At 68.3% G+C, this 25,222-nt stretch carries 25 protein-coding genes and 1 pseudogene; 4 read left to right on the plus strand and 22 right to left on the minus strand.

Annotation, left to right across the window (positions count from 1 at the left end):
* Positions 1-119 precede the first annotated feature (119 nt).
* Entirely contained in the window at positions 120-998 is an 879-nt protein-coding gene (locus AC30PD_RS00230) for an HpcH/HpaI aldolase/citrate lyase family protein (RefSeq protein WP_489533616.1), read from the plus strand.
* Between the two features lie 65 nt (positions 999-1,063).
* A complete protein-coding gene (locus AC30PD_RS00235) occupies positions 1,064-1,738 on the plus strand; it encodes a glycine-rich domain-containing protein (protein WP_489533617.1) in 675 nt (224 codons plus the stop codon).
* A 72-nt stretch (positions 1,739-1,810) separates the two neighbouring features.
* Here AC30PD_RS00235 and AC30PD_RS00240 read toward each other — a convergent pair whose 3' ends face one another.
* From AC30PD_RS00240 to AC30PD_RS00275, 8 genes and pseudogenes are all read right to left on the minus strand, one after another.
* The gene (locus tag AC30PD_RS00240; RefSeq protein WP_489533618.1) at positions 1,811-2,362 is read right to left on the minus strand and encodes a glycine zipper 2TM domain-containing protein; all 552 of its coding nucleotides are present in this window, start codon (positions 2,360-2,362) and stop codon (positions 1,811-1,813) included.
* A 41-nt stretch (positions 2,363-2,403) separates the two neighbouring features.
* Positions 2,404-2,631 (minus strand): annotated as a pseudogene (locus AC30PD_RS00245) (ferritin-like domain-containing protein); the annotation flags it as partial.
* 414 nt (positions 2,632-3,045) lie between these two features.
* Entirely contained in the window at positions 3,046-4,713 is a 1,668-nt protein-coding gene (locus AC30PD_RS00250) for an MFS transporter (RefSeq protein ID WP_489533619.1), read from the minus strand.
* A gap of 210 nt (positions 4,714-4,923) precedes the next feature.
* Positions 4,924-5,568, minus strand: coding sequence for a 2-hydroxychromene-2-carboxylate isomerase (locus AC30PD_RS00255; protein WP_489533620.1), 645 nt, complete (start codon positions 5,566-5,568; stop codon positions 4,924-4,926).
* Complete coding sequence (locus AC30PD_RS00260; RefSeq protein ID WP_489533621.1) at positions 5,565-5,768, minus strand: DUF1289 domain-containing protein; 204 nt, start codon at positions 5,766-5,768, stop codon at positions 5,565-5,567. Before AC30PD_RS00260 ends, AC30PD_RS00255 begins: the two co-directional genes overlap by 4 nt.
* Before the next feature lie 21 nt (positions 5,769-5,789).
* The gene (locus AC30PD_RS00265) at positions 5,790-6,293 is read right to left on the minus strand and encodes a TlpA disulfide reductase family protein (RefSeq protein WP_489533622.1); all 504 of its coding nucleotides are present in this window, start codon (positions 6,291-6,293) and stop codon (positions 5,790-5,792) included.
* A gap of 77 nt (positions 6,294-6,370) precedes the next feature.
* A complete protein-coding gene (locus AC30PD_RS00270) occupies positions 6,371-6,859 on the minus strand; it encodes a YbaK/EbsC family protein (protein WP_489533623.1) in 489 nt (162 codons plus the stop codon).
* Positions 6,856-7,788 (minus strand): hydroxymethylglutaryl-CoA lyase, encoded by a 933-nt coding sequence (locus tag AC30PD_RS00275; protein ID WP_489533624.1) that lies wholly within the window; start codon positions 7,786-7,788, stop codon positions 6,856-6,858. Before AC30PD_RS00275 ends, AC30PD_RS00270 begins: the two co-directional genes overlap by 4 nt.
* 109 nt (positions 7,789-7,897) lie before the next feature.
* On the opposite strand from AC30PD_RS00275, the gene AC30PD_RS00280 reads away from it, so the two are divergent.
* Entirely contained in the window at positions 7,898-8,287 is a 390-nt protein-coding gene (locus tag AC30PD_RS00280; protein WP_489533625.1) for a hypothetical protein, read from the plus strand.
* Positions 8,288-8,313: 26 nt separating this feature from the next.
* On the opposite strand, the gene AC30PD_RS00285 is transcribed toward AC30PD_RS00280, so the two are convergent.
* Genes AC30PD_RS00285 through AC30PD_RS00315 form a run of 7 tightly spaced genes read right to left on the minus strand, consistent with a single transcriptional unit; the run spans position 8,314 to position 16,165 of the window.
* Positions 8,314-10,323, minus strand: a complete 2,010-nt coding sequence (locus AC30PD_RS00285) for an acetyl/propionyl/methylcrotonyl-CoA carboxylase subunit alpha (protein WP_489533626.1) — start codon at positions 10,321-10,323, stop codon at positions 8,314-8,316.
* Positions 10,324-10,346: 23 nt separating this feature from the next.
* A complete protein-coding gene (locus AC30PD_RS00290) occupies positions 10,347-11,501 on the minus strand; it encodes a dienelactone hydrolase family protein (protein ID WP_489533627.1) in 1,155 nt (384 codons plus the stop codon).
* Positions 11,491-12,102 carry a DUF4126 domain-containing protein gene (locus AC30PD_RS00295; protein ID WP_489533628.1) on the minus strand — a complete coding sequence of 204 codons (612 nt, stop codon included), beginning with the start codon at positions 12,100-12,102 and terminating at the stop codon, positions 11,491-11,493. Before AC30PD_RS00295 ends, AC30PD_RS00290 begins: the two co-directional genes overlap by 11 nt.
* Entirely contained in the window at positions 12,099-12,899 is an 801-nt protein-coding gene (locus AC30PD_RS00300) for an enoyl-CoA hydratase/isomerase family protein (RefSeq protein WP_489533629.1), read from the minus strand. The genes AC30PD_RS00295 and AC30PD_RS00300 overlap by 4 nt, the downstream gene beginning before the upstream one ends.
* Entirely contained in the window at positions 12,896-13,408 is a 513-nt protein-coding gene (locus AC30PD_RS00305) for a DinB family protein (RefSeq protein ID WP_489533630.1), read from the minus strand. The genes AC30PD_RS00300 and AC30PD_RS00305 overlap by 4 nt, the downstream gene beginning before the upstream one ends.
* A 4-nt stretch (positions 13,409-13,412) precedes the next feature.
* Positions 13,413-14,546 carry an acyl-CoA dehydrogenase family protein gene (locus tag AC30PD_RS00310; protein WP_489533631.1) on the minus strand — a complete coding sequence of 378 codons (1,134 nt, stop codon included), beginning with the start codon at positions 14,544-14,546 and terminating at the stop codon, positions 13,413-13,415.
* 11 nt (positions 14,547-14,557) lie between these two features.
* Positions 14,558-16,165: a carboxyl transferase domain-containing protein gene (locus AC30PD_RS00315; RefSeq protein ID WP_489533632.1), complete on the minus strand. Its 1,608-nt coding sequence runs from the start codon at positions 16,163-16,165 to the stop codon at positions 14,558-14,560.
* Between the two features lie 217 nt (positions 16,166-16,382).
* Between AC30PD_RS00315 and AC30PD_RS00320 the strand changes: the two genes are divergently transcribed.
* Positions 16,383-17,411 (plus strand): AraC family transcriptional regulator, encoded by a 1,029-nt coding sequence (locus tag AC30PD_RS00320; protein WP_489533633.1) that lies wholly within the window; start codon positions 16,383-16,385, stop codon positions 17,409-17,411.
* 4 nt (positions 17,412-17,415) lie between these two features.
* Here AC30PD_RS00320 and AC30PD_RS00325 read toward each other — a convergent pair whose 3' ends face one another.
* From AC30PD_RS00325 to AC30PD_RS00355, 7 genes are read right to left on the minus strand one after another with little or no spacing between them, the layout of a single operon-like run.
* Positions 17,416-18,024 carry a 2-hydroxychromene-2-carboxylate isomerase gene (locus AC30PD_RS00325; RefSeq protein WP_489533634.1) on the minus strand — a complete coding sequence of 203 codons (609 nt, stop codon included), beginning with the start codon at positions 18,022-18,024 and terminating at the stop codon, positions 17,416-17,418.
* A gap of 42 nt (positions 18,025-18,066) precedes the next feature.
* The gene (locus tag AC30PD_RS00330; protein WP_489533635.1) at positions 18,067-19,539 is read right to left on the minus strand and encodes a GTPase domain-containing protein; all 1,473 of its coding nucleotides are present in this window, start codon (positions 19,537-19,539) and stop codon (positions 18,067-18,069) included.
* Complete coding sequence (locus tag AC30PD_RS00335) at positions 19,536-20,999, minus strand: DUF2868 domain-containing protein (protein ID WP_489533636.1); 1,464 nt, start codon at positions 20,997-20,999, stop codon at positions 19,536-19,538. The genes AC30PD_RS00330 and AC30PD_RS00335 overlap by 4 nt, the downstream gene beginning before the upstream one ends.
* Before the next feature lie 10 nt (positions 21,000-21,009).
* Positions 21,010-21,705, minus strand: coding sequence for a haloacid dehalogenase type II (locus tag AC30PD_RS00340; protein WP_489533637.1), 696 nt, complete (start codon positions 21,703-21,705; stop codon positions 21,010-21,012).
* Complete coding sequence (locus tag AC30PD_RS00345) at positions 21,702-22,832, minus strand: acyl-CoA dehydrogenase family protein (protein ID WP_489533638.1); 1,131 nt, start codon at positions 22,830-22,832, stop codon at positions 21,702-21,704. Before AC30PD_RS00345 ends, AC30PD_RS00340 begins: the two co-directional genes overlap by 4 nt.
* A gap of 10 nt (positions 22,833-22,842) precedes the next feature.
* Positions 22,843-24,039 (minus strand): acetyl-CoA C-acyltransferase, encoded by a 1,197-nt coding sequence (locus AC30PD_RS00350; RefSeq protein ID WP_489533639.1) that lies wholly within the window; start codon positions 24,037-24,039, stop codon positions 22,843-22,845.
* 34 nt (positions 24,040-24,073) lie between these two features.
* Positions 24,074-25,222 carry an acyltransferase family protein gene (locus AC30PD_RS00355; protein WP_489533640.1) on the minus strand — a complete coding sequence of 383 codons (1,149 nt, stop codon included), beginning with the start codon at positions 25,220-25,222 and terminating at the stop codon, positions 24,074-24,076.

Raw genomic sequence — 25,222 nt, forward strand, 5'->3', positions numbered from 1 at the left:
AGCGAACCCCTATACGCCACCGCTGGTGCTACAGGCAAAGCTGATAGCGGCTGCTTGAACAATCGATTTCCACGAAGGGGCACAGCCGCCTACGATGCGTCGACTGTTGAAGGACCCCGATGAAAACCCGCCCCATGCGCTCTTTCCTGTTCGTCCCTGCCGACAACGAACGGCTGCTGCAAAGCGCCCTCGCCAAGCCCTGCGATGTGGTCATCCTCGACCTCGAAGACGGTACCCACCCGAGCCGCAAGCCCATGGCACGCAGCACGCTGCGCGAGGGCATTCGACGCATCGCCATGGCCGGCAAGACGGCAGCGGTGCGGATCAACGGCGACCTGGACACGGCAGTGACCGATCTTCGCGTGGCGGTGTGCGAAGGGCTCGGGCTCGTGCTGCTGCCGAAGGTCGAGCACGGGCGCGACGTGCAACTGCTGTCGGGCCTGGTCGCCACGCTGGAGGCCGCGGCGGGCGTGGCAGCGGGGCAAGTCCGATTCCTGCTTCAGATCGAGAGCGCGGCGGCCCTGCCGCGCCTCTACGAGATTGCAGCGGCCGATTCGCGCAGCATGGGCATGATGCTCGGCAGCGAAGACTTTTCGCTCGATTGCGGCGCGCTGCCGACGCCGGAATTGCTGATGCAGCCGAGCTTGATGGTGCTGCATGCGGCCCGTGCCGCGGGCATTCAGGCGATCGGTTTCGTCGGCTCGATCGCCGACCTGGGCGAGGTGGCGCAGTTCACGCAGAAGCTGGAGCAGGCCAGATCACTCGGGTTTCGGGGCGCGGTGATCGTGCACCCGAAATTCCTCGACGCGGTCAACGCCTGCTACACCCCCGCGCCACAGGCCGTGGCAGAGGCGCGCGAGGTCGTCGCCGCCTTCGAAGCGGGCGACGCCGCGGGCGTCGGCGCCATGAAGGTGAATGGCAAGATGATCGACAAGCCGGTCTACCGAAGGGCGCTCGATCTGCTGGCAGAGCTTGACCAGGGCGCGGCTCGGCCCTGAGGGGCCTCGAGTCGGCTTCCGCAAAGCACGGCCCCCGCGAGCCACTTGCCCCGATACTCGTGCCCATGCCGATCCTTCTCGCCGCCGTTGTCGTGCTGGCTGCCTTGCTGCTGGTGTTCGCGCTCAAGCTGCGCGAAGCGCGGCGCGCCGAGTTCATCCGCCACTACAGCTTTCCGAAGGGGCTGATCGAAAAACTGCAGGCGCGTCGCCCGGGCCTGGCGGCACGCGACGGGCAACTGGTGGCGCGGGCGCTGCGCCAGTTCTTCCTCGCGCACCTGGCGGCGAAGCGCGCGTTCGTCTCGATGCCCTCGCAGGTCACCGACGATCTCTGGCACGAGTTCATCCTGTACACGCGCCACTACGAGCAGTTCTGCCGCCGCGCGTTCGGGCGCTTCATGCACCACACACCGGCCGTGGTGCTGGGCGCGGGGCAGCAGAGCAACACGGGCTTGCGCCGCACCTGGTGGTTCTGCTGCAAGGAAGAACACATCAACCCGAACACGCCGACCCGCTTGCCGCTGCTGTTCGCCATCGACGCCAAGCTCGGCATCGGTGACGGCTTTCGCTACGTGCCCGACTGCAAGGCGCTGCGCGAAGGTGGTGATGGGTCGGCGCACTGTGGTGGCGACTTCGCCAGCAGCGGTGAAGGCGGCAGCGACGGCTTCGGCGACATCGGCGGGTCGTCCGACGGCGGCGGCGATGGCGGTGGCGACGGGGGTGGTTGCGGCGGGGGCGACTGAACCCCTGACCGCTCAGCCACAAAAAAGCCGGCTCGGTCTTTCGACCGGCCGGCTTTCGTGTTCAGCGCGAACTTACGACTTGCTGTCGGTCGTGTCGGCAACCACCACTTGCCCGTCTTTCACCGGCAGCGTGGCACCTGGCTTGAACGAGGTTCGCACCGTGCCGCTCTTGCCGTCGAGTCGATACGCGACGTCGTAGCCGACCAGCTTCTGCGACTTGTCGTTCACCGTCTTGCAGCGCCGCTCGGTCGTGGTGACGACGTCCTTTTCCTGCAGGTTCTTCTGCACGCGGTTGCCGGCATAACCGCCTGCCGCGGCCCCTGCTACCGTGGCGAGCGTCTTGCCCTTGCCGCCGCCGACGGTGCTGCCGAGCAAGCCGCCCGCCAGCCCACCGACCACGCTGCCGGCGATGCGGTTTTCATCCTTGACGGGTGCCTGATGCTGCACGGCGACGTCTTCGCACTTTTCGCGAGGCGTGACGACCGGCTCGACCACTTCCTTGACCGAGACGACTTCGGCGAACGCCGGCTTCGTCATGGTCTTGTAGCCCGTGACAGCACCTGCACCGAGCACCACCATGGCGATGCCGCCCAGCGCCATGCCCTTGATCATCGACTTGTCCACGTTCACATTCCTTGTTTGTCTTGGCTGGCGGTCTGGCTGGCGCGCCAATAGGCTTGTTCGCCGGTCGGGTCGATCACTTCGGCCACACCCTTGCCCGCGAGGCCGCCGACCACCGCGCCCACGGCCAGACCGATGACCGCACCGACGGGCCCGGCGAAAGCACCGGTCGCCGCGCCTGCCGCAGCACCGCCGGCCACGGCACCGAGTCCAGTGCCCACGGGGTGGGCGCCGGGTTCGCCGGTGAGCGGGTCGGCATGAAGATCGCCGATGACCGTGCTTGGCGCCTGCGGCGGGCCCTGGCGCGGGTCGCGCTCGATCGTGGCGGCATAGGTGTTGCGCGCACGCTCGAACTGAAAGTCGGTGATGTGGCCGTGGGCGTGCATGTGCTCCACGTCTCTCATGTAGCCCGCGAGCACGTCGGGTTCGACGATCGTCGGCTTGCCGAGCAACAGGAGCAGGTCGCCATACATCTGGTCAGAGGTCTTTTCCATACCGAAATCCTTGCGTTGTGTCTGAACCCGAGTTTGGTTCGGGCACGACGCGCAACGTGTCGGAAAACACCCCGCCGGCAGGAAGGACGGCGCCACGAAAAAAAGCCGGCCCGGTCTTTCGACCGGCCGGCTCTCTTGTCAGCGTTCTTGTCAGCGTGGAAGGCAGCCCGACCAGCGGGCTGCGAACCGCACTCAGTCGTTCTTGTAGATGTCCACGTCCTTGGTTTCCTTCACGAACAGCATGCCCACCACGAAGGTGATGCTCGCGAAGATGATCGGGTACCACAGGCCGTTGTACATGTTGCCGGTCTGCGCCACGATCGCCAGGCCCGTGGCAGGCAGCAGGCCGCCGAACCAGCCGTTGCCGATGTGGTACGGCAGGCTCATCGAGGTGTAGCGGATGCGCGTCGGGAACATCTCGACCAGCATCGCCGCGATCGGGCCGTACACCATGGTCACGTAGATCACCAGCAGCGTGAGGATGGCCACCATCACCGGCTTGTTCATCTTCTCGGGGTCGGCCTTGGTCGGGTAACCGGCGTCCTTGAGTGCCGCAGCCACGGCGCCCTTGAAGGCGGCGTCCTTGGCCTTGGCATCGGCCGGCGCGAGGCCGGTCGAGCTGAACGACTCGATGGTCTTGTCGCCGATCGTGATCTTGGCCGGGCCCGTGCCCACGGCGTTGTCGTAGCTCACCGCGCCAGCGGCCAGCACCTGCTTGGCCACGTCGCACGAGCTCGTGAACTTGGCCACACCGGTCGGGTTGAACTGGAACGAGCACTCCGCCGGGTCGGCCGTGACCACGACCTTGTTCTTGGCTTGTGCTGCCGCCAGTGCCGGGTTGGCCGCTTCGGTCAGCGCCTTGAACAGCGGGAAGAAGGTCAGCGCAGCGATCAGGCAACCGGCCATGATGATCGGCTTGCGCCCGATCTTGTCCGACAGCCAGCCGAAGAAGATGAAGAACGGCGTGCCGATCAGCAGCGAGATCGCGGTCATGATGTTCGCGTCGGCGTTGGCCACCTTCAGCGGGCCGGTCATGAAGAACAGCGCGTAGAACTGGCCGGTGTACCAGACGACGGCCTGGCCCATGGTCAGGCCGACCAGCGCCAGGATCACGATCTTCAGGTTCTTCCATTCACCGAACGATTCGGTCAGCGGCGCCTTCGAGGTCTTGCCCTCTTCCTTCATCTTCTTGAACGCGGGCGATTCGTTCATCGACAGGCGGATCCAGACGCTGATCGCGAGCAGGATCACCGAGACGAGGAACGGAACACGCCAGCCCCATTCGGCGAAGGCGGCTTCGCCGACCGCCGTGCGGGTGCCCAGAATGACCAGCAGCGACAGGAACAGGCCCATCGTGGCGGTGGTCTGGATCCACGAGGTGAACAGGCCGCGACGGCCGTGCGGCGAGTGTTCGGCCACGTACGTGGCAGCACCACCGTATTCACCGCCGAGCGCCAGGCCCTGCAGCATGCGCAGCAGGATCAAGATGATCGGCGCGGCCACGCCGATCGAGGCGTAGTTGGGCAGGATGCCGACGATGAAGGTCGACAGGCCCATGATCAGGATCGTGACCAGGAAGGTGTACTTGCGGCCGATCATGTCGCCGAGGCGGCCGAAGAAGATCGCGCCGAAGGGCCGCACGATGAAGCCTGCCGCGAACGCCAGCAGCGAGAAGATCGTCTGCGAGGTCGGGTCGAGGTTCGAGAAGAACTGCTTGCCGATGATGACGGCGAGCGTGCCGTACAGATAGAAGTCGTACCACTCGAAGACGGTGCCAAGACTGGAAGCGAAGATGACCTTCTTCTCTTCCTTCGTCATGGGCTGGCCGACTTTCGAGCCTGCTGCCACTGTGGTTGCCATGATTGTGTGTTCCTTTTGGTGGATCGCACCCACCACTCGGTGGCGCGATGCGGCATGGTCGTGGCGAGCTCTGACCGTCTGCTTACGCTTGGCTGAACGCCGGCTGACGAACTCGGTGGCAACCCTTAGCGCGCTTCCCGCCATGCGGAAAACGACCGCCGAAACAGGTCAGCGCGGGAAAACACCGACGCGGCGGCGTCGGGCTGGCCGTCAAGCCGGCCGCTGAACGCCGGGGCGCGCAGCGCCGGCCTCTTCCCACGCGCCGCTGGCGAACCAGGGGTTGCCGTGTAGATGGGCGCGCAGCATGTCGAGGCCGTCGACGCCCCAGAAGAGCCGGCCGTCGACCTCGACCGTCGGCACGCCGAAGATGCCCCGTTCCAGCGCCGCTTGCGTGGCTTCTCGCAAGGTGTTCTTCACCACGTCGCTGTCGGTTGCGTGCACCGGCGCCAGAGCCGCCGTGAGCGCGGCCAGCCGCGCCGGGTCGGCCGCGTCATGGCCACCCTGCCAGACATGGCGCAGCACCGTCTCGCAGACCAGGCGGTTCGGTGTGCTGCCTGCCGGCGCGCAAGCCAACATCAGGCGCGACAGCGCCAACGGGTTGAAGGGGTGCTGCACCGGCGTCTGCATCTCGATGCCCTGTTGATGCGCGAGCCAGTGCACGTGGCGGAAGGTCCAGGCCCGTTTGGGCTCGATCTCGGCCGGCCCCTTCTGCCCCCAGTGCTTGAGCAGCCCGGCAAAAAGGATGGGCTGGTAGCGCACCTCGACCGACAGGCCTTCGAGCACCTGCGGCAAGCGCTCGAACGCAAGGTAGGCGAACGGCGAGATCGGGTCGAACCAGAAGACGATGTGTTTCATGCGGCGCTCTTCACCCACGTGACCTCGCCGCTCATGCGGCGCTCGTCAAGCAGCTGCCAGACGGCGCGCTTGTCGGCGTCGGCCAGCGTCGACCACGTGGCGATCTCGTCGAGCGTGCGCAGGCAGCCTTCGCACCAACCGGTGCGCGCGTCCATGCGGCACACGCTGGTGCAGGGGCTGGCGACGGGGGTTTCGGTCATGGCGCGTTCAGGTGGCGGGCATCAGGCGAGCACGAGTTCGGCGATATCGTCCCACAGGCTCGGCGCGATGCGGCCGCGGATCTCGTTGACCACGCGGTGCTTGCGGTCGAGCACGAACGCGGTGGGCATTTGCGCCACCGGGCCGAAGCTGTCGCGGTGCACGGCCGCACCTCGCCACAGCGAAGGGAAACGCTGCGCTTTCGGCACCATGCGGTCGAGGATCGATTGGTACTCCTGCACCGCCGAGAGTGACCGGTCGGCATTGACAGCCACCAGCTGAAAACCCTTCTCGCGCCAGGCTTCGAAGTTGAGCCGCAGCTCCGGCATCTTGTCGCGGCACACCGCGCAGTCGGTCGACCAGAAGAACACCAGCACCACCTTGCCCAGCTCGGCCTTCATGTCGTAGGGCTGCCCTTCGAGCGTGGCGCCGACGAGGGTGGAAGCCGCAGCCGTTTGCGCTTGAGAGCTGGCGGGCAGGGCCATGCCGGCAGCGAGTGTGGCTTGCAGGAATCGGCGGCGCTTCATGCAAGCCTCCGGGGCTGTTGCGATGAAGCTTGGTCGGGCCGGCGTGGCTCATCTTTCGATGCGACCCGACGCAAAAGTCACGCTTGCACCACGTCTTGCACCGGCGCTGACGTGAGCTGAACCAGTTGTTCGGGGCTGAGCCTGAACACGCCGTTCGGGTGGCCGGCCGCAGCCCAGAGCTCGTCGAAGCGGAACAGTTCGCGGTCGATCAACAGCACCGGCGGCGTGGCGTGGCCGACCGGCGCCACGCCGCCGATGGTGAAGCCGGTCGAGGCTTTCACGAATTCGGCATCGGCACGGCCCACGGCACCGACCAGCGCAGTCACCTTGCGTTCGTCGACCCGCTTGTCGCCCGAGGCCACGACCAGCACCGCGGCATCGTCGAGCTTGCGTTTGAAGACGACGCTCTTCGCGATCTGCCCGACGCTCACGCCGAGCGCGTCGGCTGCCTCTTGCGCCGTGCGTGCGGCCACTTCGAGGAACAGCGGCGCGTGCGGGTGCGCCAGCTCGGCCAGGCGCGCACTGACGCGGCGGAACCCCTCGGGCCGCTCCGGCGCGGTGCTCATGCTGCCGTTTCGACGGCCCGTGCGCGCTTCGCCAGCAACGCGTTGCCGGTGCGCGAGACCGGCTTGCGCCCGAGCACGCCCGAGATGAAGGCGGCGGCATCGACGAGCTTGTCGATGTCGATGCCGGTCTCGATGCCCAGGCCGTTCAGCATGAACAGCACGTCTTCGGTGCCGACGTTGCCGGTGGCACCTTTGGCATACGGGCAGCCGCCGAGGCCGGCGACGCTGGCATCGAAGGTGTGGATGCCCATTTCGAGACAGGCGTAGATGTTGGGCAGCGCCTGGCCGTAGGTGTCGTGGAAATGGCCGCTCACTTCGGCGAGCGGAAAGTGCTTCAGCGCACGCTCCATCGCCGCCTGCACACGCTGCGGCGTGCCCACGCCGATGGTGTCGGCCACGCCGCAGTGGTCGACGCCGATCGCTTTCATCAGCAGCACGACACGCTCGACTTCATCGGGCGAGACCTCGCCCTGGTAAGGGCAGCCGACAGCGCAAGAGATGGCGCTGCGCACCTTGATGCCGTGGGCGTGGGCCGCGGCCACGACCGGGCGGAAGCGCTCGATGCTTTCTTCGATGCTGCAGTTGATGTTGCGCTGGCTGAAGGCTTCGGTGGCGGCGGCGAACACCACGATCTCGTCGGGCCGGATCGCGGGGTCGGCAATCGCCGCCTCGAAGCCCTTCAGGTTCGGCGTCAGCACCGAGTAGCGAACGCCCTTCTGGCGCTGCACGCCCGTCATCACCGCCGCGTTGTCGGCCATCTGGGGCACCCACTTCGGGCTGACGTAGCTGGTGACTTCGATCTCGCGCAGGCCGGCGGCCTGGAGCCGGTGAACCAGTTCGACCTTCGCCGCTGTGTCTACCGGTGACTTCTCGTTTTGCAATCCGTCGCGCGGACCCACTTCGACGAGCGTGACTTGGGCTGGAATCATGAAAAATGTCTCGCTGTACAGATGTAACTGGATGTCACCCCCGGTTCTAGGGATGTGCGCTCCGGGGTGGCTGCCAGACCATGTCATCAACTTGAAATCTGGAACGATCTTGGACCCGACCATTCGCCTGCGCCTTGCCACCCGAATCCATTTTGCGCTGCGCCGCAATTATGGTGAAGACGTGGAAGTGAGCACCCTGCTGCGCGGCCTGCCCGAAGCGCGTGAAGCGCTGTGGGTCTGCGCCGCGTCTGGCGACGCCGAACTGGTGTCGTTGGCACGCCAGTTCGCCGAAGCCACCACGGCCGAGGCCCGGGCCGAAGCCAAGGCGGCGGCCGCACCACAGGCCGCCGTGACGGCGGCCCCGCAAGACACCGTGTGGTCGCAAGACACTTCGGGCTTCGGTCTGACGCGCCCGCCGGCGCAGGCCGACGACGGCGCCCCCCTGCTGGCCCCGGCCGGCTGGCGCCAGCGCATCAACTGGCTGCGCAGCCAGTTCTGACGCCGCGCCCGGCGCGCCGCCTTCTTTCACGCCGGCGCCTTCAGGCGCAGCAACTCCCCGCCTTCGTTGACCTGGTCGCCCACCGCGTAGAGCAGTTCTTCGACCGTGCCGTCGCGCGGCGCGGCGATCGTGTGTTCCATCTTCATCGCTTCCATCACGGCGAGCGGCTGGCCGGCCTTGACCTGCTGGCCCACGGCCGCGAGGAACGCGATCACCTTGCCCGGCATCGGCGCCGCGAGACCGCCGGCCTCGGCGCCACCGCCATCGGCCGCGTGCACGATCGGGTCGAACTCGTCGACCACCGCCGAGCCTTCGGGCGCAAAGACGCTGAAGCGTTCGCCGGTGGCGTACACGCTCAGGGTCCAGCGGTGTTCGCCCAGGGTGAAGTCGTGGCGCCCGTCATGGCGCAGCGCGGCACTGAACGGCCAGCGCTGCGCGCCCGCCACGAGCGTCATGCCGCTGCTGCCGGCCGAGCGCTCCAGCGTGAACAGGTGGTGGCTGCCCTGGGCCTGGATGTCGAAGCGGCGCGAGGCCTTGCCATGCAGGCGCCAGCCGTCGCGGCGCGACCAAGGGTCGCTGTTCTCAAGCACCCGCTCGGCCGCCAGCGTGTGCGCCACCACGCCGCCCGCGGCCACTTCGAGCGGCAGGGGCGCGGCGTCGAACAGCACCGCGCGTTCACGCTCGATCAGCGCGGTGTCGAGGTCGGCGTTGGCGAACGACGCGCTTGCCGCCACGCGGCGCAGGAAGGCCACGTTGGTGTGCAAGCCGACGATGTGGGTCTGAGCGAGCGCTGCGTCGAGCCGCGCCAGCGCTTGCGCGCGGTCAGCGCCCCAGACGATCAGCTTGGCGATCATCGGGTCGTAGTAGGGCGAGATGGTGTCGCCTTCGCGCACACCGGCATCGACGCGCACGGCGGCGTGCTCGAAGCTCGACGCGCCCTCGGGCGTGCGGTACACGTCGAGCCGGCCGGTGGCGGGCAGGAACTGCGCGTCGGGGTTCTCGGCGCAGATGCGCGCTTCGATCGCGTGGCCGTGGATGCGCAGTTCGTGCTGCTGCAGCGGCAGCGGTTCGCCCGAGGCCACGCGCAGTTGCCACTCCACCAGGTCGAGGCCGGTGATCGCTTCGGTCACCGGGTGTTCGACCTGCAGCCGCGTGTTCATCTCCATGAAATAGAAGCGCAGATCGCCGTCGACGGTGGGTTCGGCGATGAACTCGACCGTGCCGGCGCCGACGTAACCCACCGCCTTGGCAGCGGCCACGGCCGCTGCACCCATCTCGGCGCGGCGCGCTTCGCTCATGCCCGGCGCGGGCGCTTCTTCGAGCACCTTCTGGTGGCGGCGCTGCACCGAACAATCACGCTCGAACAGGTACACACACTGGCCCTGCGAGTCGCCGAAGACCTGGATCTCGATGTGCCGCGGCCGCGTGACATAACGTTCGATCAGCACGGCATCGTCGCCGAAGCTGTTGATCGCTTCGCGCTTGCACGAGGCGAGTGCGGCGGCGAACTCTTCGCCCTTCGCGACGATGCGCATGCCCTTGCCGCCGCCGCCGGCGCTCGCCTTGATGAGCACCGGGTAGCCGATCTTGTCGGCCTCTCGCTGCAGCAGCGCCGGGTCCTGGTCGGCGCCGTGGTAGCCGGGCACCAGCGGCACGCCGGCGTTTTCCATCAGCTGCTTCGAAGCCGACTTCAGGCCCATCGCCTTGATCGCCGAGGGCGGCGGGCCGATGAACACCAGGCCCGCGTCGGCACAGGCCTGTGCGAAGCCGTCGTTCTCGCTCAGGAAGCCGTAACCCGGGTGCACCGCCTGCGCGCCGGTGGCGCGTGCCGCTTCGATGATGCGCGGGCCGAGCAGGTAGCTTTCTTTCGGCGATGGCGGGCCGATGTGCACGGCCTCGTCGCAGGCGAGCACGTGCTTGGCATTCGCGTCGGCGTCGGAGTAGACCGCGACGGTACGGATGCCGAGCTTGCGCGCGGTGGCCGCCACGCGGCAAGCGATTTCGCCACGGTTGGCAATCAAAATCTTCGTGAACATCTTGTCTCCATCAAGGGCTTGTTTCAAGGCACCCAGACCACATCGTCATCGACCGCGTACAGCTTGCACGGCTCGCCGCGCCGAGCGCAGAAACCGAGCGCGCGGCCCTGCGCCCAGTCGCCACTGGCCCAGCCACTGGCGTTGTTCGGGCCGAGGGCAAAGGCCCGCGGCGTCTTGCTTTCGATGAACTTGCGGTACACGCCGTCTTTGGTGGCCTGGTTCGCCGGCAGCTTGTCGACCTCGTCGACTTTCGCGAAGGAGGTCGGCGGCGGCCGTGCGATGCTGCCAGGCTTGCCGAAGTCGAGCCGCGCCAGGTAGTCGTCGACCAGCGGCACCCAGTGGTCCATGTCGGCACTCACGCCGCTGTGACCGTCTTGCCCCACCGGCGCCAGGCTCTGGAATTCCGCCAGCCCGCCACCACCCGCCCAGGCCTCGTGCCAGCGGCGCGGCGTGTTCGCGCCCCAGTACAGGTCGTTCTGCCAGTAGAGCCACAACATGCTCACCCGGGCGCCTTTGGCGAACGAGCCGAACACGCTCGCCACCTGCTGCGGGCTGCAGGGGTTGCCGGGGTTCTTCTCGGGGTCGCCACCCACGCCGCCGGAAAAGTTCACCGCGCCCACCAGGCCGGCCGGGTTGCGCCCCACCGTGGCCACGGCCGTGAGCCCGCCGACCGACTGGCCCATCACCAGCCAGCGGGTCGTGTCGACGAAAGGCAAGGTCTTCGCCAACTCGAGCGTGGCGAGCACCTGGTCTGAAGCCGCGACGGCCATCGGCTCGACGCGCAACGAACGGCACTCGCCACTGGCTTCGGGGTCGAAGTCGCCATAGGTCTGCGCGTAGCCGACACGCGTGGGCAACAACACCACGAAGCCCTTGCCGACGAGGTAACGCGACAGGTGCTCGAACCGCTGCACGCCCTGCGCAGCGCGCTTGTCGCTGACCGCGCGGCCGTGGTTCATGATGACCAGCGGGAACGGGCCCTCGCCTTTCGGCCGGAAGATCGTGACCGGGATCTGGCGCGTCTCCTGGCGGCTGTAGAGGTCTTTCACGGTCACGCTGATCTGGCGGGTTTCTTCGCGCAGGTCGCGCAGCGGCGGCAGTTCGGTTTGCGCCGAGGCCGCGCTGGCCCACAGCAAAGCCAGGGCACAGAACAACGCGCGCAGCCGATCAGGACACATCGACCACCACGCTGCGGCCCGAGAGGCGCCGAACGATCGCACGCAGGAACTTCGCGAACACCCAGATCGCCGCGATCATCACGACCAGCGCCACCGCCAGGGCGACGAAGAACACGGCCGGGTGTTCCCACGACAGCCACAACCCGACCGGCACCACGCTGTCGCCGAGCAAGGACATCGCGACATTCGAGAACGGCTCGGGCGAGGTGTTCACCGCGGCGCGCGTGGTCGCCTTGGCGACGTGGCTGGTGGCGGCGAGCGTGCCGCCCATCAGCGCCGCGGCCATCGCCCAGCTGGCCTGGTCGGCTCCGAACACCGAGGCCGCGAGCGCGGCGCCGGCCGGCACGCGCACGACGGTGTGGATCACGTCCCACACGCTGTCGATGCCCGGGATCTTGTCGGCGAAGAACTCGACGAACAGCATCAGCCCGCTGGCGCCCAGCATCACCGGCGACTGCAGCAGCTTCAGGCCCGAAGGCAGGTCGACCCAGCCGAGGTAGCCGGCCAGGCCGGTGAGGAACACCACGGCATACAGGCGCAAGCCGCTGGCCCAGCCCAGGCCGGCGGCGATCGCTAGCAACTGGGTCGTGTCGAGGTTCATGCCGAAGGCACGAGCCACGCCGGAGCGCGCTTGTTCAGGAAACTCTGCACGCCTTCACGGCCTTCTTCGCTGGCGCGGATGTCGGCGATGCGGCGCGCGGTCTCGGCGCGCAGGGTCGCGTCGAGCGGCAGGCCGGCCACGTCTTGAACCAGCTCCTTGCAGGCGCGCGCGGCCATCGGGCCGTTGGCCACGAGCGTGGCGACGATCTCGTCGACCTTGGCGTCGAGTGCTTCCGGCTCGCAAAGTTCGTGCACGAAACCCATCGCCTGCGCTTGCGCGGCGCTGAAGCGCTCGGCCGTCACGAAGTAACGCCGCGAGGCCTGCTCGCCCATCGCGCGGATCACATACGGGCTGATCGTTCCCGGCAACAAACCGAGCTTCGCTTCGCTCAGGCAGAAGTTGACGCCGTCGGCGGCGACGAGCACGTCGCACACCGCCGCCAGGCCCACGCCACCGGCATAACAGTCGCCGTGCACACGCCCGACGACGGGCACCGGGCAGCGCCACACGGCCCACAACATGTCGGCCAGCGCCTGCGCGTCGGCACGGTTCTGCTCCCAGTCGAACTCGGCCATCGCGCGCATCCAGCTCAGGTCGGCGCCGGCGCAGAAGGCCTTTCCGTGGCCGCCGAGCACGATCGCGCGCAACTGCGTGTCGGCAGAGAGCTCGGTGAACACCTGCGTCAGCTGCGCGATCGTGTTTTCGTTGAAGGCGTTGCGCACCTCGGGGCGGTTCAGGAACACGCGCGCCACGAAGGGCGAAGGGCGTTGCACGTCGAGCAGCGAAGAGGTCGTCATGGCTTGGCACTTTCGGCTTGCAGCATCCACACCAGGTCGAGCTCGGGGCAGGCGTGGCCCATCACGGTCAGGGCGGCCGTGATCTGGCCGCGGTGGTGGGTGCCGTGGTTGAAGACATGCGCCAGCGTCGCGGCGAAGGGCAACGACTGCGGCACGCCGCGGGTGGTGGTGTAGGCCAGTGTCGACTCGAAACGCGGTGCGTCCCAGGTTTCGATCAAGGGCTGCCAATGCGTCACGGCGTCGAGCAATCGGTCGCGCAAGCGCGCGCGGTCGGTCTCGAGCTCGCTGTTCAACGCGATCTGGTTCGACACGCCTTCGGCGAAGCGCGGGTACCAGAGGCCGCGCTCGGCCACCAGCAGGTGGTTCAGCGTGCCGTGCACACTCTTGAAATACAGGCCGCAGTCGCGCCGGTAGTCGTCTTGCGGCAGGGCGTCGACGTGCTCGAACAACCGGCGCGTGGCCCACACGTTGTAGCGCGCGAGCGTGAGGAAGTGGGCGCGAGCGTCCATCGGCTCAATAGCGCTTGGCCACCTCGTCGAGCATCACCTCGGTGGCGCCGCCGCCGATCGCGAGCACGCGCGCGTCGCGCCACAGGCGCTCGATGGCGGTCTCGCGCATGTAGCCCATGCCGCCATGGAACTGCTGGCAGGTCTGCAGCACTTCGTTGACGAGCTCGCCGGTGAGCGCCTTCAGCATCGACACTTCCTGCACCACATCGTGCTTCTGCGTCACGCGCCAGGCGCAGTGGTACATGAACGAACGCGCGGCGCGCACCTTGGCGTCGAGCATCGCGAGGCGCTGGCGCACCACCTGCTTGTCGAAGAGCGTGCTGCCGAAGGCCTGGCGCTGGCGCACGAAGTCGAGCGTCATCTGCAGCGCCTGCGTGCAGTGGCCGATGGCCATCGCGCCCAGCGCGATGCGCTCGGTCTGGAAGTTCTTCATCACCGAGTAGAAGCCCTTGTTTTCTTCGCCCAGCAGGTTGGCGGCGGGGATGCGGCAGTTGTCGAACACCAGTTCGGCGGTGTCGGACGAGAGCCAGCCTGACTTCTTCAGCGAACGCCCGACCGTGAACCCCGGCGTGCCTTTCTCGACGATGAACATCGACATGCCGTGGCGCGCGCTGGTGGTCTTGGCGGCGATGAAATACAGGTCGGCGTGCACGCCGTTGGTGATGAAGAGCTTGGTGCCGTTCAACACCCAGTGGTCGCCGTCGCGCTTCGCTGTGGTCTTGATGCCCGCCACATCGGAACCCGCGCCCGGCTCGGTGATGCCCACCGCCGTGATGGTGCGGCCGCTGATCACGCCCGGCATGTACTTCGCGTGCTGCGCCGGCGTGCCGGCGTGGTGCAGGTGCGGGCTCGCCATGTCGGTGTGCACGAGCACGGTGATGATGAAGCCGCCGAAGGTCGACTGCGACAGCGCTTCGGCGAACACCAGGTTGGTCAGCGCGTCGGCTTCGGCGCCGCCGTGTTCGCTGGAATACATCAGCCCGAACAGGCCGGCGTCGCCCATCTTGCGCAGCACCTCGCGCGGGGTCATGCCGGCTTCTTCCCACGCCAGCGCATGCGGCTCGACTTCGCGGGCGATGAAGCGGGCGACCTGCTCGCGCAGCAGTTCGTGTTCGGGAGTGAGGTAGATGTTGTCCATGGATTCTCTGCTCACATGCGGAACACGCCGAACTTCGGCTCGGGGATCGGCGCATTCAGGCTCGCCGACAGCGCCAGCGCGAGCACGCGCCGCGTGTCGGCCGGGTCGATCACGCCGTCGTCCCAGATGCGGGCCGAAGAGAAGTACGGGTGCGCCTGCACGCCGAACTGGTCGAGGATGGGTTGCTTGAATGCCGCTTCTTCGTCCTTGCTCCAGGCGCCGCCCTTGGCTTCGATGCCGTCGCGCTTCACGGTGGCGAGCACGGCCGCGGCCTGCTCGCCGCCCATCACGCTGATGCGCGCGTTCGGCCACATCCACAGAAAACGCGGCGAATACGCACGCCCGCACATGCCGTAGTTGCCGGCGCCGAAGCTGCCGCCGATGATCACGGTGAACTTCGGCACGGTGGCCGTGGCCACGGCCGTGACCATCTTCGCGCCGTGCTTGGCGATGCCCTCGGCCTCGTACTTCTTGCCGACCATGTAACCGGTGATGTTCTGCAGGAACACGAGCGGGATCTTGCGCTGGCAGCACAGCTCGATGAAGTGCGCGCACTTCAAGGCCGACTCGCTGAACAGCACGCCGTTGTTGGCGATGATGCCGACCGGCATGCCTTCGATGTGCGCGAAGCCGGTGACCAGCGTGGTGCCGTAGCGCGCCTTGAACTCGTCGAACTCTGACGCGTCGACGATGCGCGCGATGATCTCGTGCACGTCGTAGGGCTTCTTGGTGTCGACCGGGATCACGCCGTGCAGTTCTTCGGCGTCGAACAGCGGCGAGCGCGGCGGCACCAGCCGCTGGGCGTGTTCCTTGCGCCAGTTCAGGTTGGCCACCGAGGCGCGGGCGATCGCCAGCGCGTGCGTGTCGTTCTGCGCCAGGTGGTCGGCCACACCCGACAGGCGCGTGTGCACGTCACCGCCACCGAGTTCTTCGGCGCTGACGATCTCGCCGATGGCGGCCTTCACCAGCGGTGGCCCGGCCAGGAAGATCGTGCCCTGGTTCTTCACGATGATCGACTCGTCGCTCATCGCCGGCATGTAGGCGCCGCCCGCCGTGCACGAGCCCATCACGACCGCGATCTGCGGAATGCCCTGCGCGCTCATGTTGGCCTGGTTGAAGAAGATGCGGCCGAAGTGCTCGCGGTCGGGGAACACGTCGTCCTGGTTCGGCAGGTTGGCACCGCCGCTGTCGACGAGGTAGATGCAGGGCAGCCGGTTCTGCGCCGCGATCTCTTGCGCGCGCAGGTGCTTCTTCACCGTCATGGGGTAGTAGGTGCCGCCTTTCACGGTGGCGTCGTTGCAGACGATCATGCAGTCGACGCCGCTGACGCGGCCGATGCCGGCGATCAGGCCGGCGCCGGGCGCGTCGCCCTTGTACATGCCTTGCGCGGCGAGCGGCGCCACCTCGAGGAAAGGCGTGTCGGGGTCGAGCAGCATCTCGACGCGGTCGCGTGGCAGCAGCTTGCCGCGTGCCAGGTGCTTCGCGCGCGGGCCCTCGCCACCGCCGAGCGCCACCTGCGCGAGTTGGGCATTCAGGTCGTCGACGAGCACGCGCATCGCGGCCGCGTTCACCTTGAAGTCTTCGGTACGAGCGTTCAGCTTCGAGGCCAGGACAGGCATCGTGTCTCCCAGGTGCCGAGGCGCAGAAAGCGCACGGCGTTGTGTTGTTCAGGGTCCCGATTCATTCTAGGCAGTGAGCACCGCCAGCGTGAGGCGGTCTTCACCGACAGGGCCGCCCGGCCGGTCGAAACCTCTTGCAATGTACGCGGCCCGCCAGCGCACAGGCAGTCAGACTGGTTGCAAATCGTGCCAGCCACAGCCACACTCTGCCGCGCCCATGCAGCAGCCACCCGAGACCACTTATCCCGCCGCCACGCCGATGGCGTTCATCCAGGCGATCGTGCGCACCTACGAACGCTACGGCGTCGACCCGGCCGCGGCCTTGAAACAGGCGCGGATCACGCCCGCCCAGCTGCACCGGCCGGGCGCGCGCGTCACGGCAGCGCAGATGGAATTGATCTCCGGCACCGCGATGCAAGAGCTCGACGACGAAGCCCTCGGTTCGTTTTCACGCAGGCTGCCCTGGGGCAGCTACGGCATGCTGGCGCGCGCCTCGATCACCGCGCCGAACCTGGGGGTCGCCATCAAGCGCTGGTGCCGCCACCACCGGCTGCTCACCGACGACATCCACATGAGCCTGTCGCTCGAGGGCCCGACCGCGCGGCTGCGCCTGGCCGAGCACCGCCCGCTCGGCGCGATGCGCGAATTCTGCGTGGTGACCACCCTGCGCAACCTGCACGGTTACGCCTGCTGGGCGATCGACTCGCGCATCCCCCTGCTCCGGGCCGAGTTCCCCTACAGCGCACCACCACATCACGAGGCCTACCCGCTGATGTTCCGCGGGCCGCTGCACTTCGACGCCGAGCACGCGGGCTTCAGCTTCGACGCGCGGTATCTGGCGCTGCCGCTGCGGCGCGACGAACGCGCCCTGCAGACGATGCTCAAGCGCGCGCTGCCGCTGATCGTGTTGCAGTACCGCCGCGACCGCCTGCTGGTTCAGCAGGTGCGCACGCTGCTGCGCCACCGGCCCGAAGACACCGGCAACGCCGAAGCGCTGGCGCGCGCGCTGCATGTGTCGGTGCGAACGCTGCACCGCCAGTTGCAGGAGGAAGGCGCTTCGTTGCAGGCGCTGAAAGACGAGGTGCGGCGCGAGCTGGCCATCGAGCAACTCTGCCGCAGCGCGCGCCCCATCAAGCAGGTTGCGGCCGCGGTCGGCTTCGCCAGCGAAAAGAGCTTTGCGCGCGCTTTCCGGCACTGGACCGGCGAATCGCCGAGCGCTTTCCGGCAACGGTCGCGGCGCGACTAGGGCCTCAGAACGGCCCTTTTTCCAGCCAGCGTTCAATCTGCGCGCGCCGGTCGTTGCCCCAGAACGGCTCGCCGTCGATGATGAAAAACGGCGCACCGAACACGCCGGCCGCAATCGCCGCGTCGTTCACGGCTTTCAGCCGCGCCTTGCGCTGCGGGTCGTTCCAGGCCGCTTCGGCAGCGGCCGGGTCGAGGCCGAATTCGCTGCAGAGCGCGAGCAGCGCCGCGTTGTCGGACAGGTCGACACCCCGCGCGAACAAGGCCCGCAGGCCGTGGCGCGCCCAGGCCACTGCACTGGCCGCGCCTTCGCTGTCGTGCAGCCACCAGAAGATGCGCGCCGCGTTCTGCGTGGCGATCGGGAACTTCTCGGGCATCTTCAGCGGCACACCGGCAAAACGCGCCGAGCGCTCGAAGTCGCGCAGCGAGTATTCGCGCTTCAACGGGTACGAGACCGGGCTCTTGATCTCGGTGACCTGGAAGGTCGCACCGAGCAGCATCGCGTTCCATTGCACCGTGCGGCCGTGGCGCGCGGCGAGCGCCTCCACCCACTCGGACGCGATGTAGGAATACGGCGACGAGAAGTCGAAGTAGAAATGGATCGGGCTGCCGCTCATCGGGCCAGATTACTGCAAGCCCGCGCCGGGCCGAACTGGTGTTTACGCAGGCTGCAGCGCGCCGGGATAGAGCTCTTGCAGCGCCGAGCGGGCGGCGCGCTCCAGCATCGGCTGCAGCGCCGCGGCCATCGGCTCGGGCTCTGCGCCCTCGCCCCGCTCGGCCCAGACCAGCGCCAGCGCCTCGCGCTCGGGCGCCAGCGCGCGCGCGATCACGTCTTTCCAGTGCGGCGGCGATTCGCCTTGCGCCCAGTCGCCACGGCCGCGCCCGAAATGCGCGACCGCCAGGTAGCGCAGCAAGGCGGCTTCGACCATCTGCCCGAGCGCCTCGGCGTTCCAGGTGACCCAGGACCGGTCGGTGCCACGCACCAGGTTCACGCAACGCGCGAGGCCCGCTGCGCCCAGCGCGCCCAGCAGCCCACCGGCGAGCAGGCCACCGCCGAGCGTCAGGCCACCGCTGAGCACGTCGGCCTTCAGGCCGACGAGCGCCCCCGTCACCATGCCGCCCCACACGGCCGCCTGGGTCTCGTCCATGCGCAGGCGCAATTCGTAGTGCGTGGCCAGGCGTGTGAGGATCTCGCCGTGGGCGTCGCCGTCGAGCCCGTGCAGGTGGGTCAACGCCAGCGTGTTCTCGCGCAGTTCGTCGTCGAGCCGCTGCGCCAGCGCCTTCTGGGCCAGTGTGGTGGGTGTCTCGTCGCCGGCGCCCAGACCGATGCGCCTCGCAACCGCCGAGCCCACGCCACGCAGCTTCGCGCCGAGCCCCGCCGCATCAGGCACTTCTTCGCGCGTGAGTGCGATGCGCGCCAGGCTCGCGGCCAGCGCGTGCATCGACGCCCCGAAGGTTTCCTCGCGGCGCACTTGCCAGGCGGCCCGCAGCCGCTGCATGCGGGCCAGCGCATCGCCCGCGAGCACCGATTCGATCGCACGCAGCAGCGTCAGCTCCTGCACCCAGCAGCGCGCGAAAGCGTCGAGCGCCAGCACCGCGCGCACCGGCGCAAAGGGCTGCAGATGCGCGCGCCAGCGCATCAGCTCGTTTTCTTCCAGCGCCGCCTCGCGAGGTGCGCCGAGCTGGTTGAGCAACACGATCACCGGCTTGCCGACCCAGCCGAGAATTTCCATCTCGGGCTTGACGTAACCCGCCGCTTCGGGCGATTCAGACGCGTTGACGAGGTAGAGCATCACATCGGCCTCGTCGCGCACGTTGCGCAGCGCCTGCTGGCTGGCCCAGAAGGGCCGGTCGCGCCAGCGGTCCCACACGCTGCCGAGAAACCAGCCGACCGGGTTGCCACTCTCGCGCAGCCGCCGCGCCAGCCGCACGCTGTCGCCGAAGCCGGGGGTGTCCCACAGCTGCAGGCGGTCACCTTCGGGCGTCTCGATCATCGTGAACACGTCGGCGAATTCGGTCACGTGCGGCGCGTCACGCACCGTGCCCACGTCGCGGCCGAGGAGCGTGCGCGCCAGCGTGGTCTTGCCCGCGTTGGTGTGCGAGACGAGCGAGAGCGAGACCGTGCCGGTCATGCTGATTTCTCTTGAGCAGCCACCTCGACCGGCTGCAGCGTCGCCGCTTCGATGGCGCGCACCACGCCGTCGTCTGCCGAGCCGCCGTCGAAGAACACCGGCACCGTGCCCATCGTGCCAGCCAGCGCGCGCCATGCGTCGCGGCGCTGCGTCAGCCGGGCGGGGTCGGCCCGGAAGCGCTGCGCGAACGTGGTCTCGTCGATCAGCAGCAGCGTGGCGCCGTGCAGGGCCAGCCGGCGCGCGAAGCGCCCTTGGTGCTCCGCCTCGGGCGTGGCCGACAGATCGAACAAGGCCGCCACCACGCTGACACCGGCCGGCACGGGCACCGGCGCGCCGGCAGCGTCTTCGGCGCCGAACGCGGCGGTGGGCGCCACCTCGAGCTGCGTGGTGTCGCCGAGCGCACGCGCGAACAGTGTCTGCAGCGTTGCGAGCGACGAAGGGGCGGGTGTGCTCGCATACGGCGCGACCAGCACTTGCGCCACGTCGCCGCGCGCAGCGCGCGCCAGCGCCTGGAAGTACGGCTGCTGCAGCGGCAGCACCATGCGGGCGGCACGCCAGCGCGCGCTGGCTGCACCGAGCAGTGCGAGCACCGTGCGCGGCAACACCACGAAGAGCAGCAATGTCAGCGCGAACAGGTGGATCCACGGTGCGGCCGGTGCACCGACCACTGCGGCGCCTGGCACGCTGCGCATCGCTTCGAACGCCGCCGCATCGGGCAAGGCGATGCCCGACAGCGCCATCGCCGGCGCCAGCACCGCACTGAGCAGTGCGCGCGCGTCGACCCAGCCCGGGAAGCTCGTCTCCCACACGACGCGGTAGTCGAACACGAGGCCACGTGCGTAGAGCCCGGCGATCAGCCCGAGCGCGAGCGCTGCGGCCGCGGCATGCAGCAAGGTGGCGGCGCGTTGCATCGAGAGCGGGGCGCTCACGCGCAACCACTCGGCGGCGAACGCGCCCAGCGGCGCGCCGCTCGCCCCGCCGCCGGGTGTGCCCACGCGGCCGCGCATCAACGACTGCGTCAACCGCACCAGCCCACCGGCACGCGCCGGCCGCATGAAGACGCGCGCCAGCAGCGCACCGACGAGCAGCACGTAGACCAGGAGGTTCCACACGATCACGCCCCACATCGGCGGTGCGAGCAGGTTGATGCGCTGGCCGCTGCCGACCTGGTCGATGGCCACACCGGCCACGAAGCCCACGATCACCGCGCCGGCGAGCCAGCGCGAGCCGCCTCCGTGCCCGGCCATCCAACGGGCGGCCGCCGGCTCGCGCGGGCCCAGGCGCTGCATGGCGTGGTGGGCGCGGCGCGCGATGAAGCCCGCGGCATCGCTGCCCGCGCCGTCGGCGATCGCCAGCCGTGTGGCCCAGGCCCGGTCGTCGTCGCCCCACGTGGGCGCGGCAGGCCGCGCGGTCTCGAAGGCCTGGACGAGCACGACGTCGCGGGCGGCGGCCTCGTTCATCGGCAGGTCGTCAGGCGCCGAGGCGGTCGGCCAGCGCGTGGAAGTCGGCGGCGGTGATGTCGAACATCGCGTCGCCCACCGGCTCCATCGGCACGCCGGCGCCACGTTCGAGCGGGCGCGGCACGTAGGCCGTGCGCAGGCCGGCGCGCTGCGCACCGACCAGGTCGCTCGGGTGCGCCGCGACCATCAGCAGTTCGTCGCGCTCGACGCCCAGCAGCCGCGCCGCGCCCTGGTAGACCTCGGGATCGGGCTTGTAGTGCTGGAAGAGTTCGGCCGAGAGCACGCAGTCCCAGGGCAGGCCGGCATTCTTGGCCATGTCGACCAGCAGCGCGACATTGCCGTTCGACAGCGTGGCGATCACGTGTTTCGCCTTCAACCGCTGCAGGCCGGCCACGCTGTCGGGCCACGGCGCCAGCCGGTGCCAGACGAGGTTCAGGTCGACGAGTTCGGCCTCGCTCAGCCCGCCCAGGCCGAAGCGCGGGCGAATCTCGTCGAGGATGACGCGGTGCAGGGCGTCGATGTTCGCCCACGCGATCGCACCGCTGCGGGCGCGCTGCATCGCCGGCACGTAGCCGGCGCGCCAGGCGTCGGCGAACGCCGGCGCGTCGACGTGCGGCCAGGCGGCCTGCACCTCGCGGATGATCGAGCCGCGCCAGTCGACCACAGTGCCGAAGATGTCGAACACCAGCGCGCGGACGGGCTTCATGCGAGGGCCCTCCCGATCAGAATCTTCTGCACGTCGCTTGTCCCTTCGTAGATCTGGCACACGCGCACGTCACGGTAGATGCGCTCCACCGGAAAGTCGCTCACGTAGCCATAACCCCCGAACACCTGGATCGCCGCACTGCACACTTGTTCTGCCATCTCGCTGGCGAAGAGCTTGGCCATGGCCGCTTCTTTCAGGCACGGCACGCCGGCGTCTTTCAGGCTCGCGGCGTGGTGGATCAGCTGGCGCGCGGCTTCGATCTGCGTCGCCATCTCGCCGAGGCGAAACTGCAGCGCCTGGTGCTCGAAGATCGGCTTGCCGAACGCGACGCGCTCTTTCGAGTAATGCAAGGCCGCCTCGAACGCCGCGCGCGCCATGCCGACACTTTGCGAAGCGATGCCGATGCGCCCGCCTTCCAGCCCCGAGAGCGCGATCTTCAGCCCCTGCCCTTCAACGCCCAGCAGGTTCGCGGCCGGCACGCGGCAGTTCTCGAACAGGATCTGCGCCGTGTCGCTGGCGTGCTGGCCCATCTTGTCTTCGATACGCGCGACCGTGTAGCCGGGCGTGGCCGTCGGCACGATGAACGCGCTGATGCCTTTCTTTCCCGCCGCCTTGTCGGTCACGGCCATCACGATGGCCACATCACCGTTCTTGCCGCTGGTGATGAACTGCTTGACTCCGTTCAGCACGTAGTGGTCGCCGTCTTTCACGGCGGTCGTCTTCAAGCCATCGGCCTGCGAGCCGACGTGCGGTTCGGTCAGGCAGAACGCGCCGAGCATCTCGCCACGCGCCAGCGGCTTCAACCACTGCGCTTTCTGCGCGTCGCTGGCCCAGGCCATCAAGATCGAACACACCGGGCAGTTGTTGACGCTCACCACCGTCGAGGTCGCACCGTCGCCAGCGGCGATCTCTTCGAGGATGATCGAAAGCGCCAGGTAGTCGAGCCCGGCGCCGTCCCACTCGGTGGGCACGGCCACACCGTAGCAGCCGAGCTCGGCCAGGCCGCGCAGTTCGGCCTTCGGAAAGTGATGGCTCTTGTCCCAGGCGGCGGCTTGCGGCGCGATGTGGTCTTGCACGTAGGCGCGCACGGCGTCCTGCACCGCGCGGTGGTCTTCGCTCAGTTGCATGGGGCGCGGCTCAGAGCAGTTCGATGGCCATCGCGGTGGCTTCACCGCCGCCGATGCACAGCGCGGCCACGCCCTTCTTCAAGCCACGCTTGCGCAGCGCACCCAGCAGCGTGACGACGATGCGCGCACCGCTCGCGCCGATCGGGTGGCCGAGCGCCACCGCACCGCCATGCACGTTGACAATCTCGTGCGGCAGCTTGAACTCGGTCATCGCGGCGAGCGTGACGGCGGCGAAAGCTTCGTTCACTTCCCACAGGTCGACGTCTTTCGCGGCCCAGCCCGACCTCTTCAACACCTTCTCGATCGCGCCGACCGGGGCGGTGGCGAACAGGTTCGGCGCCTGCGCGTGCACCGCGTGGGCGTGGATGCGCGCAACGGGCTTACAACCGAGGCGGGCGGCGGTGCTCGCACGCATCATCACGAGTGCGGCGGCGCCGTCGGAAATGCTCGACGAGGTGGCGGCGGTGATCGTGCCGTCCTTGATGAACGCGGCCTTCAGGCCGGGGATCTTGTCGAGCTTGGCCTTGAAGGGCTGCTCGTCGAACTTGACGACGGTGTTGCTGCCGGCCTTGCCGGGCAGCGTGACCGGCGCCATTTCCCAGTCGAAGCTGCCGTCTTCATTGGCGAGCTTCGAGCGTTGCGTCGACGAGACCGCGAAGCTGTCCATCTGCTCGCGCGAGAACTTGTAGCGGGCCACGCACTCTTCGGCGAACACGCCCATCGCCTTGCCGCCGCCGTTCGGCAGCTTCTCGTAGGCGTCCTCCAGGCCGTCGATCGCCATGTGGTCGTAGAGCGCCGTGGCGCCGTACTTCACGCCCTTGCGCATGGCCGTGAGGTGCGGCGCGTTCGTCATGCTTTCCATGCCACCGGCCACGATCACCTCGGCGCTCTCGCTGGCCAGCATGTCGTGCGCGAACATCATGGCGCGCATGCCCGAGCCGCACATCTTCGACAGTGTGACCGCCCCCACCGACTGCGGCAGGCCGGCACCGAGCACCGCCTGGCGGGCGGGCGCCTGGCCCTGGCCGGCCATCAGGCAGTTGCCCATCAGCGCTTCGTTGACGGCATCACCCGTGATGCCGGCGCGTTCGACGGCCGCCTTGATCGCGACGGCACCGAGCTGGTGAGCCGCGAGTGCACTGAAGTCACCCAGCAAGCCGCCGATCGGCGTGCGGGCGGCAGAAACGATGACGATGGGGTCGCTCATGGCAAGTCCTTTTCTTCTGCCCGCAGGTCCGGCTTCAGGCCGTGGAAACAGGGCGCGCGCCGCGGGTCGGGGCACGGGCCGTGTCGAAACGCGCGCGCAGGGCGGCGTTGATCGGTTCCGAGAAGTATCGCGCCACCAGCGCCGCCACGGCGGCCGAGGTGGCAATGAAGAGCAGCAGGCCGGGCAGTTTCCAGTCAACGGCCATCTGCCCGCGTGGCACCAACTCGCGCATCGCGGCCAGCACGATGATGTGGAACAGGTACAGCTCGTAGCTGTGGCGCCCGGCCCACCGCAGCGGTGCGAAGGCACGCGCGTCGGCCCAGCCGGCGCCGGTGCTGGCACTCGCGCACCACACGAGCACGGCCGATGACGCCGCCACCGCCGTGAAACCGAAAGCTTCGTGGCCGTGGATGCCGGTGATGTAACTCGCCGCGAGCGCCACCGACGCGGCAACGCTGCCCCAGCGCGCAGCCAGGGCAGGCGGCCTCTTGACCGACGCGAGCAGCGCGGCCAGGCAGCCGAAAGCGATCGCATCGAAGCAGGCCGCGTAGCCGTACATGAAATACAACTCGTCGTCGGCATGCCCGTGGCGGTAGATCGGGCCGATGGCAATCGCACACAGGCACATCGCGACGATCAACGACCGCCGCCGCGCCAGCACGCACAACAACGGGAACGCGAGGTAGAACATCTCTTCCACCGAGAGCGACCAGTAGATGTTCAGGCAGTAGTTGAAGTAACCGACCGATTGCATCAGCAGGTTGTGCGTGAAGGTCAACACCGAACCCACCGCCAGAAAGTAATACGACGCCGGCAGGTTCTTGCCGCCGTCGCTGTTGCCGAAGATCGGCACGCCGATCAGCCCGAGCGTGACGATGATCGTGATTGCCAGCAAGAGCGGCGGCAGGATGCGTGCCGCCCGCATCACGTAGAACGAGCGCACGTCGATGGCGCCGAGCGAACCGTGGCGGCGCAGCGTGTTCGAGGTGATCAGGTAGCCCGACACCACGAAGAACATGGTCACGCCGTAGTTGCCGTTGTTGACCACGGTGCGCACCGCGTCAGCGCCGAACCAGTCGGCCAGTGGGCTCCGGCTCAAGCGGTAGGTCAGCGAATAGTGCAGCAACAGCACCAGCAGGATCGCCACGCCGCGCAGCAGGTCGATCGGGGCAACGCGGGCCAT

It is taken from the genome of Rhizobacter sp. (genome assembly GCF_032229685.1).
Lineage (GTDB): Bacteria > Pseudomonadota > Gammaproteobacteria > Burkholderiales > Burkholderiaceae_C > LMDS01.

What these genes read in the sequence shown, in the direction of transcription:
- AC30PD_RS00275 (WP_489533624.1), bottom strand. Translation starts at nt 7,788, where the DNA reads ATGATTCCAGCCCAAGTCACGCTCGTCGAAGTGGGTCCGCGCGACGGA.
- AC30PD_RS00340 (WP_489533637.1), bottom strand. Translation starts at nt 21,705, where the DNA reads ATGAAGCCCGTCCGCGCGCTGGTGTTCGACATCTTCGGCACTGTGGTC.
- AC30PD_RS00315 (WP_489533632.1), bottom strand. Translation starts at nt 16,165, where the DNA reads ATGCCTGTCCTGGCCTCGAAGCTGAACGCTCGTACCGAAGACTTCAAG.
- AC30PD_RS00295 (WP_489533628.1), bottom strand. Translation starts at nt 12,102, where the DNA reads ATGAACCTCGACACGACCCAGTTGCTAGCGATCGCCGCCGGCCTGGGC.
- AC30PD_RS00260 (WP_489533621.1), bottom strand. Translation starts at nt 5,768, where the DNA reads ATGACCGAAACCCCCGTCGCCAGCCCCTGCACCAGCGTGTGCCGCATG.
- AC30PD_RS00285 (WP_489533626.1), bottom strand. Translation starts at nt 10,323, where the DNA reads ATGTTCACGAAGATTTTGATTGCCAACCGTGGCGAAATCGCTTGCCGC.
- AC30PD_RS00230 (WP_489533616.1), top strand. Translation starts at nt 120, where the DNA reads ATGAAAACCCGCCCCATGCGCTCTTTCCTGTTCGTCCCTGCCGACAAC.
- AC30PD_RS00300 (WP_489533629.1), bottom strand. Translation starts at nt 12,899, where the DNA reads ATGACGACCTCTTCGCTGCTCGACGTGCAACGCCCTTCGCCCTTCGTG.
- AC30PD_RS00320 (WP_489533633.1), top strand. Translation starts at nt 16,383, where the DNA reads ATGCAGCAGCCACCCGAGACCACTTATCCCGCCGCCACGCCGATGGCG.
- AC30PD_RS00310 (WP_489533631.1), bottom strand. Translation starts at nt 14,546, where the DNA reads ATGGACAACATCTACCTCACTCCCGAACACGAACTGCTGCGCGAGCAG.
- AC30PD_RS00350 (WP_489533639.1), bottom strand. Translation starts at nt 24,039, where the DNA reads ATGAGCGACCCCATCGTCATCGTTTCTGCCGCCCGCACGCCGATCGGC.
- AC30PD_RS00250 (WP_489533619.1), bottom strand. Translation starts at nt 4,713, where the DNA reads ATGGCAACCACAGTGGCAGCAGGCTCGAAAGTCGGCCAGCCCATGACG.
- AC30PD_RS00265 (WP_489533622.1), bottom strand. Translation starts at nt 6,293, where the DNA reads ATGAAGCGCCGCCGATTCCTGCAAGCCACACTCGCTGCCGGCATGGCC.
- AC30PD_RS00355 (WP_489533640.1), bottom strand. Translation starts at nt 25,222, where the DNA reads ATGGCCCGCGTTGCCCCGATCGACCTGCTGCGCGGCGTGGCGATCCTG.
- AC30PD_RS00235 (WP_489533617.1), top strand. Translation starts at nt 1,064, where the DNA reads ATGCCGATCCTTCTCGCCGCCGTTGTCGTGCTGGCTGCCTTGCTGCTG.
- AC30PD_RS00330 (WP_489533635.1), bottom strand. Translation starts at nt 19,539, where the DNA reads ATGACCGGCACGGTCTCGCTCTCGCTCGTCTCGCACACCAACGCGGGC.
- AC30PD_RS00290 (WP_489533627.1), bottom strand. Translation starts at nt 11,501, where the DNA reads ATGTGTCCTGATCGGCTGCGCGCGTTGTTCTGTGCCCTGGCTTTGCTG.
- AC30PD_RS00255 (WP_489533620.1), bottom strand. Translation starts at nt 5,568, where the DNA reads ATGAAACACATCGTCTTCTGGTTCGACCCGATCTCGCCGTTCGCCTAC.
- AC30PD_RS00325 (WP_489533634.1), bottom strand. Translation starts at nt 18,024, where the DNA reads ATGAGCGGCAGCCCGATCCATTTCTACTTCGACTTCTCGTCGCCGTAT.
- AC30PD_RS00335 (WP_489533636.1), bottom strand. Translation starts at nt 20,999, where the DNA reads ATGAACGAGGCCGCCGCCCGCGACGTCGTGCTCGTCCAGGCCTTCGAG.
- AC30PD_RS00270 (WP_489533623.1), bottom strand. Translation starts at nt 6,859, where the DNA reads ATGAGCACCGCGCCGGAGCGGCCCGAGGGGTTCCGCCGCGTCAGTGCG.
- AC30PD_RS00345 (WP_489533638.1), bottom strand. Translation starts at nt 22,832, where the DNA reads ATGCAACTGAGCGAAGACCACCGCGCGGTGCAGGACGCCGTGCGCGCC.
- AC30PD_RS00305 (WP_489533630.1), bottom strand. Translation starts at nt 13,408, where the DNA reads ATGGACGCTCGCGCCCACTTCCTCACGCTCGCGCGCTACAACGTGTGG.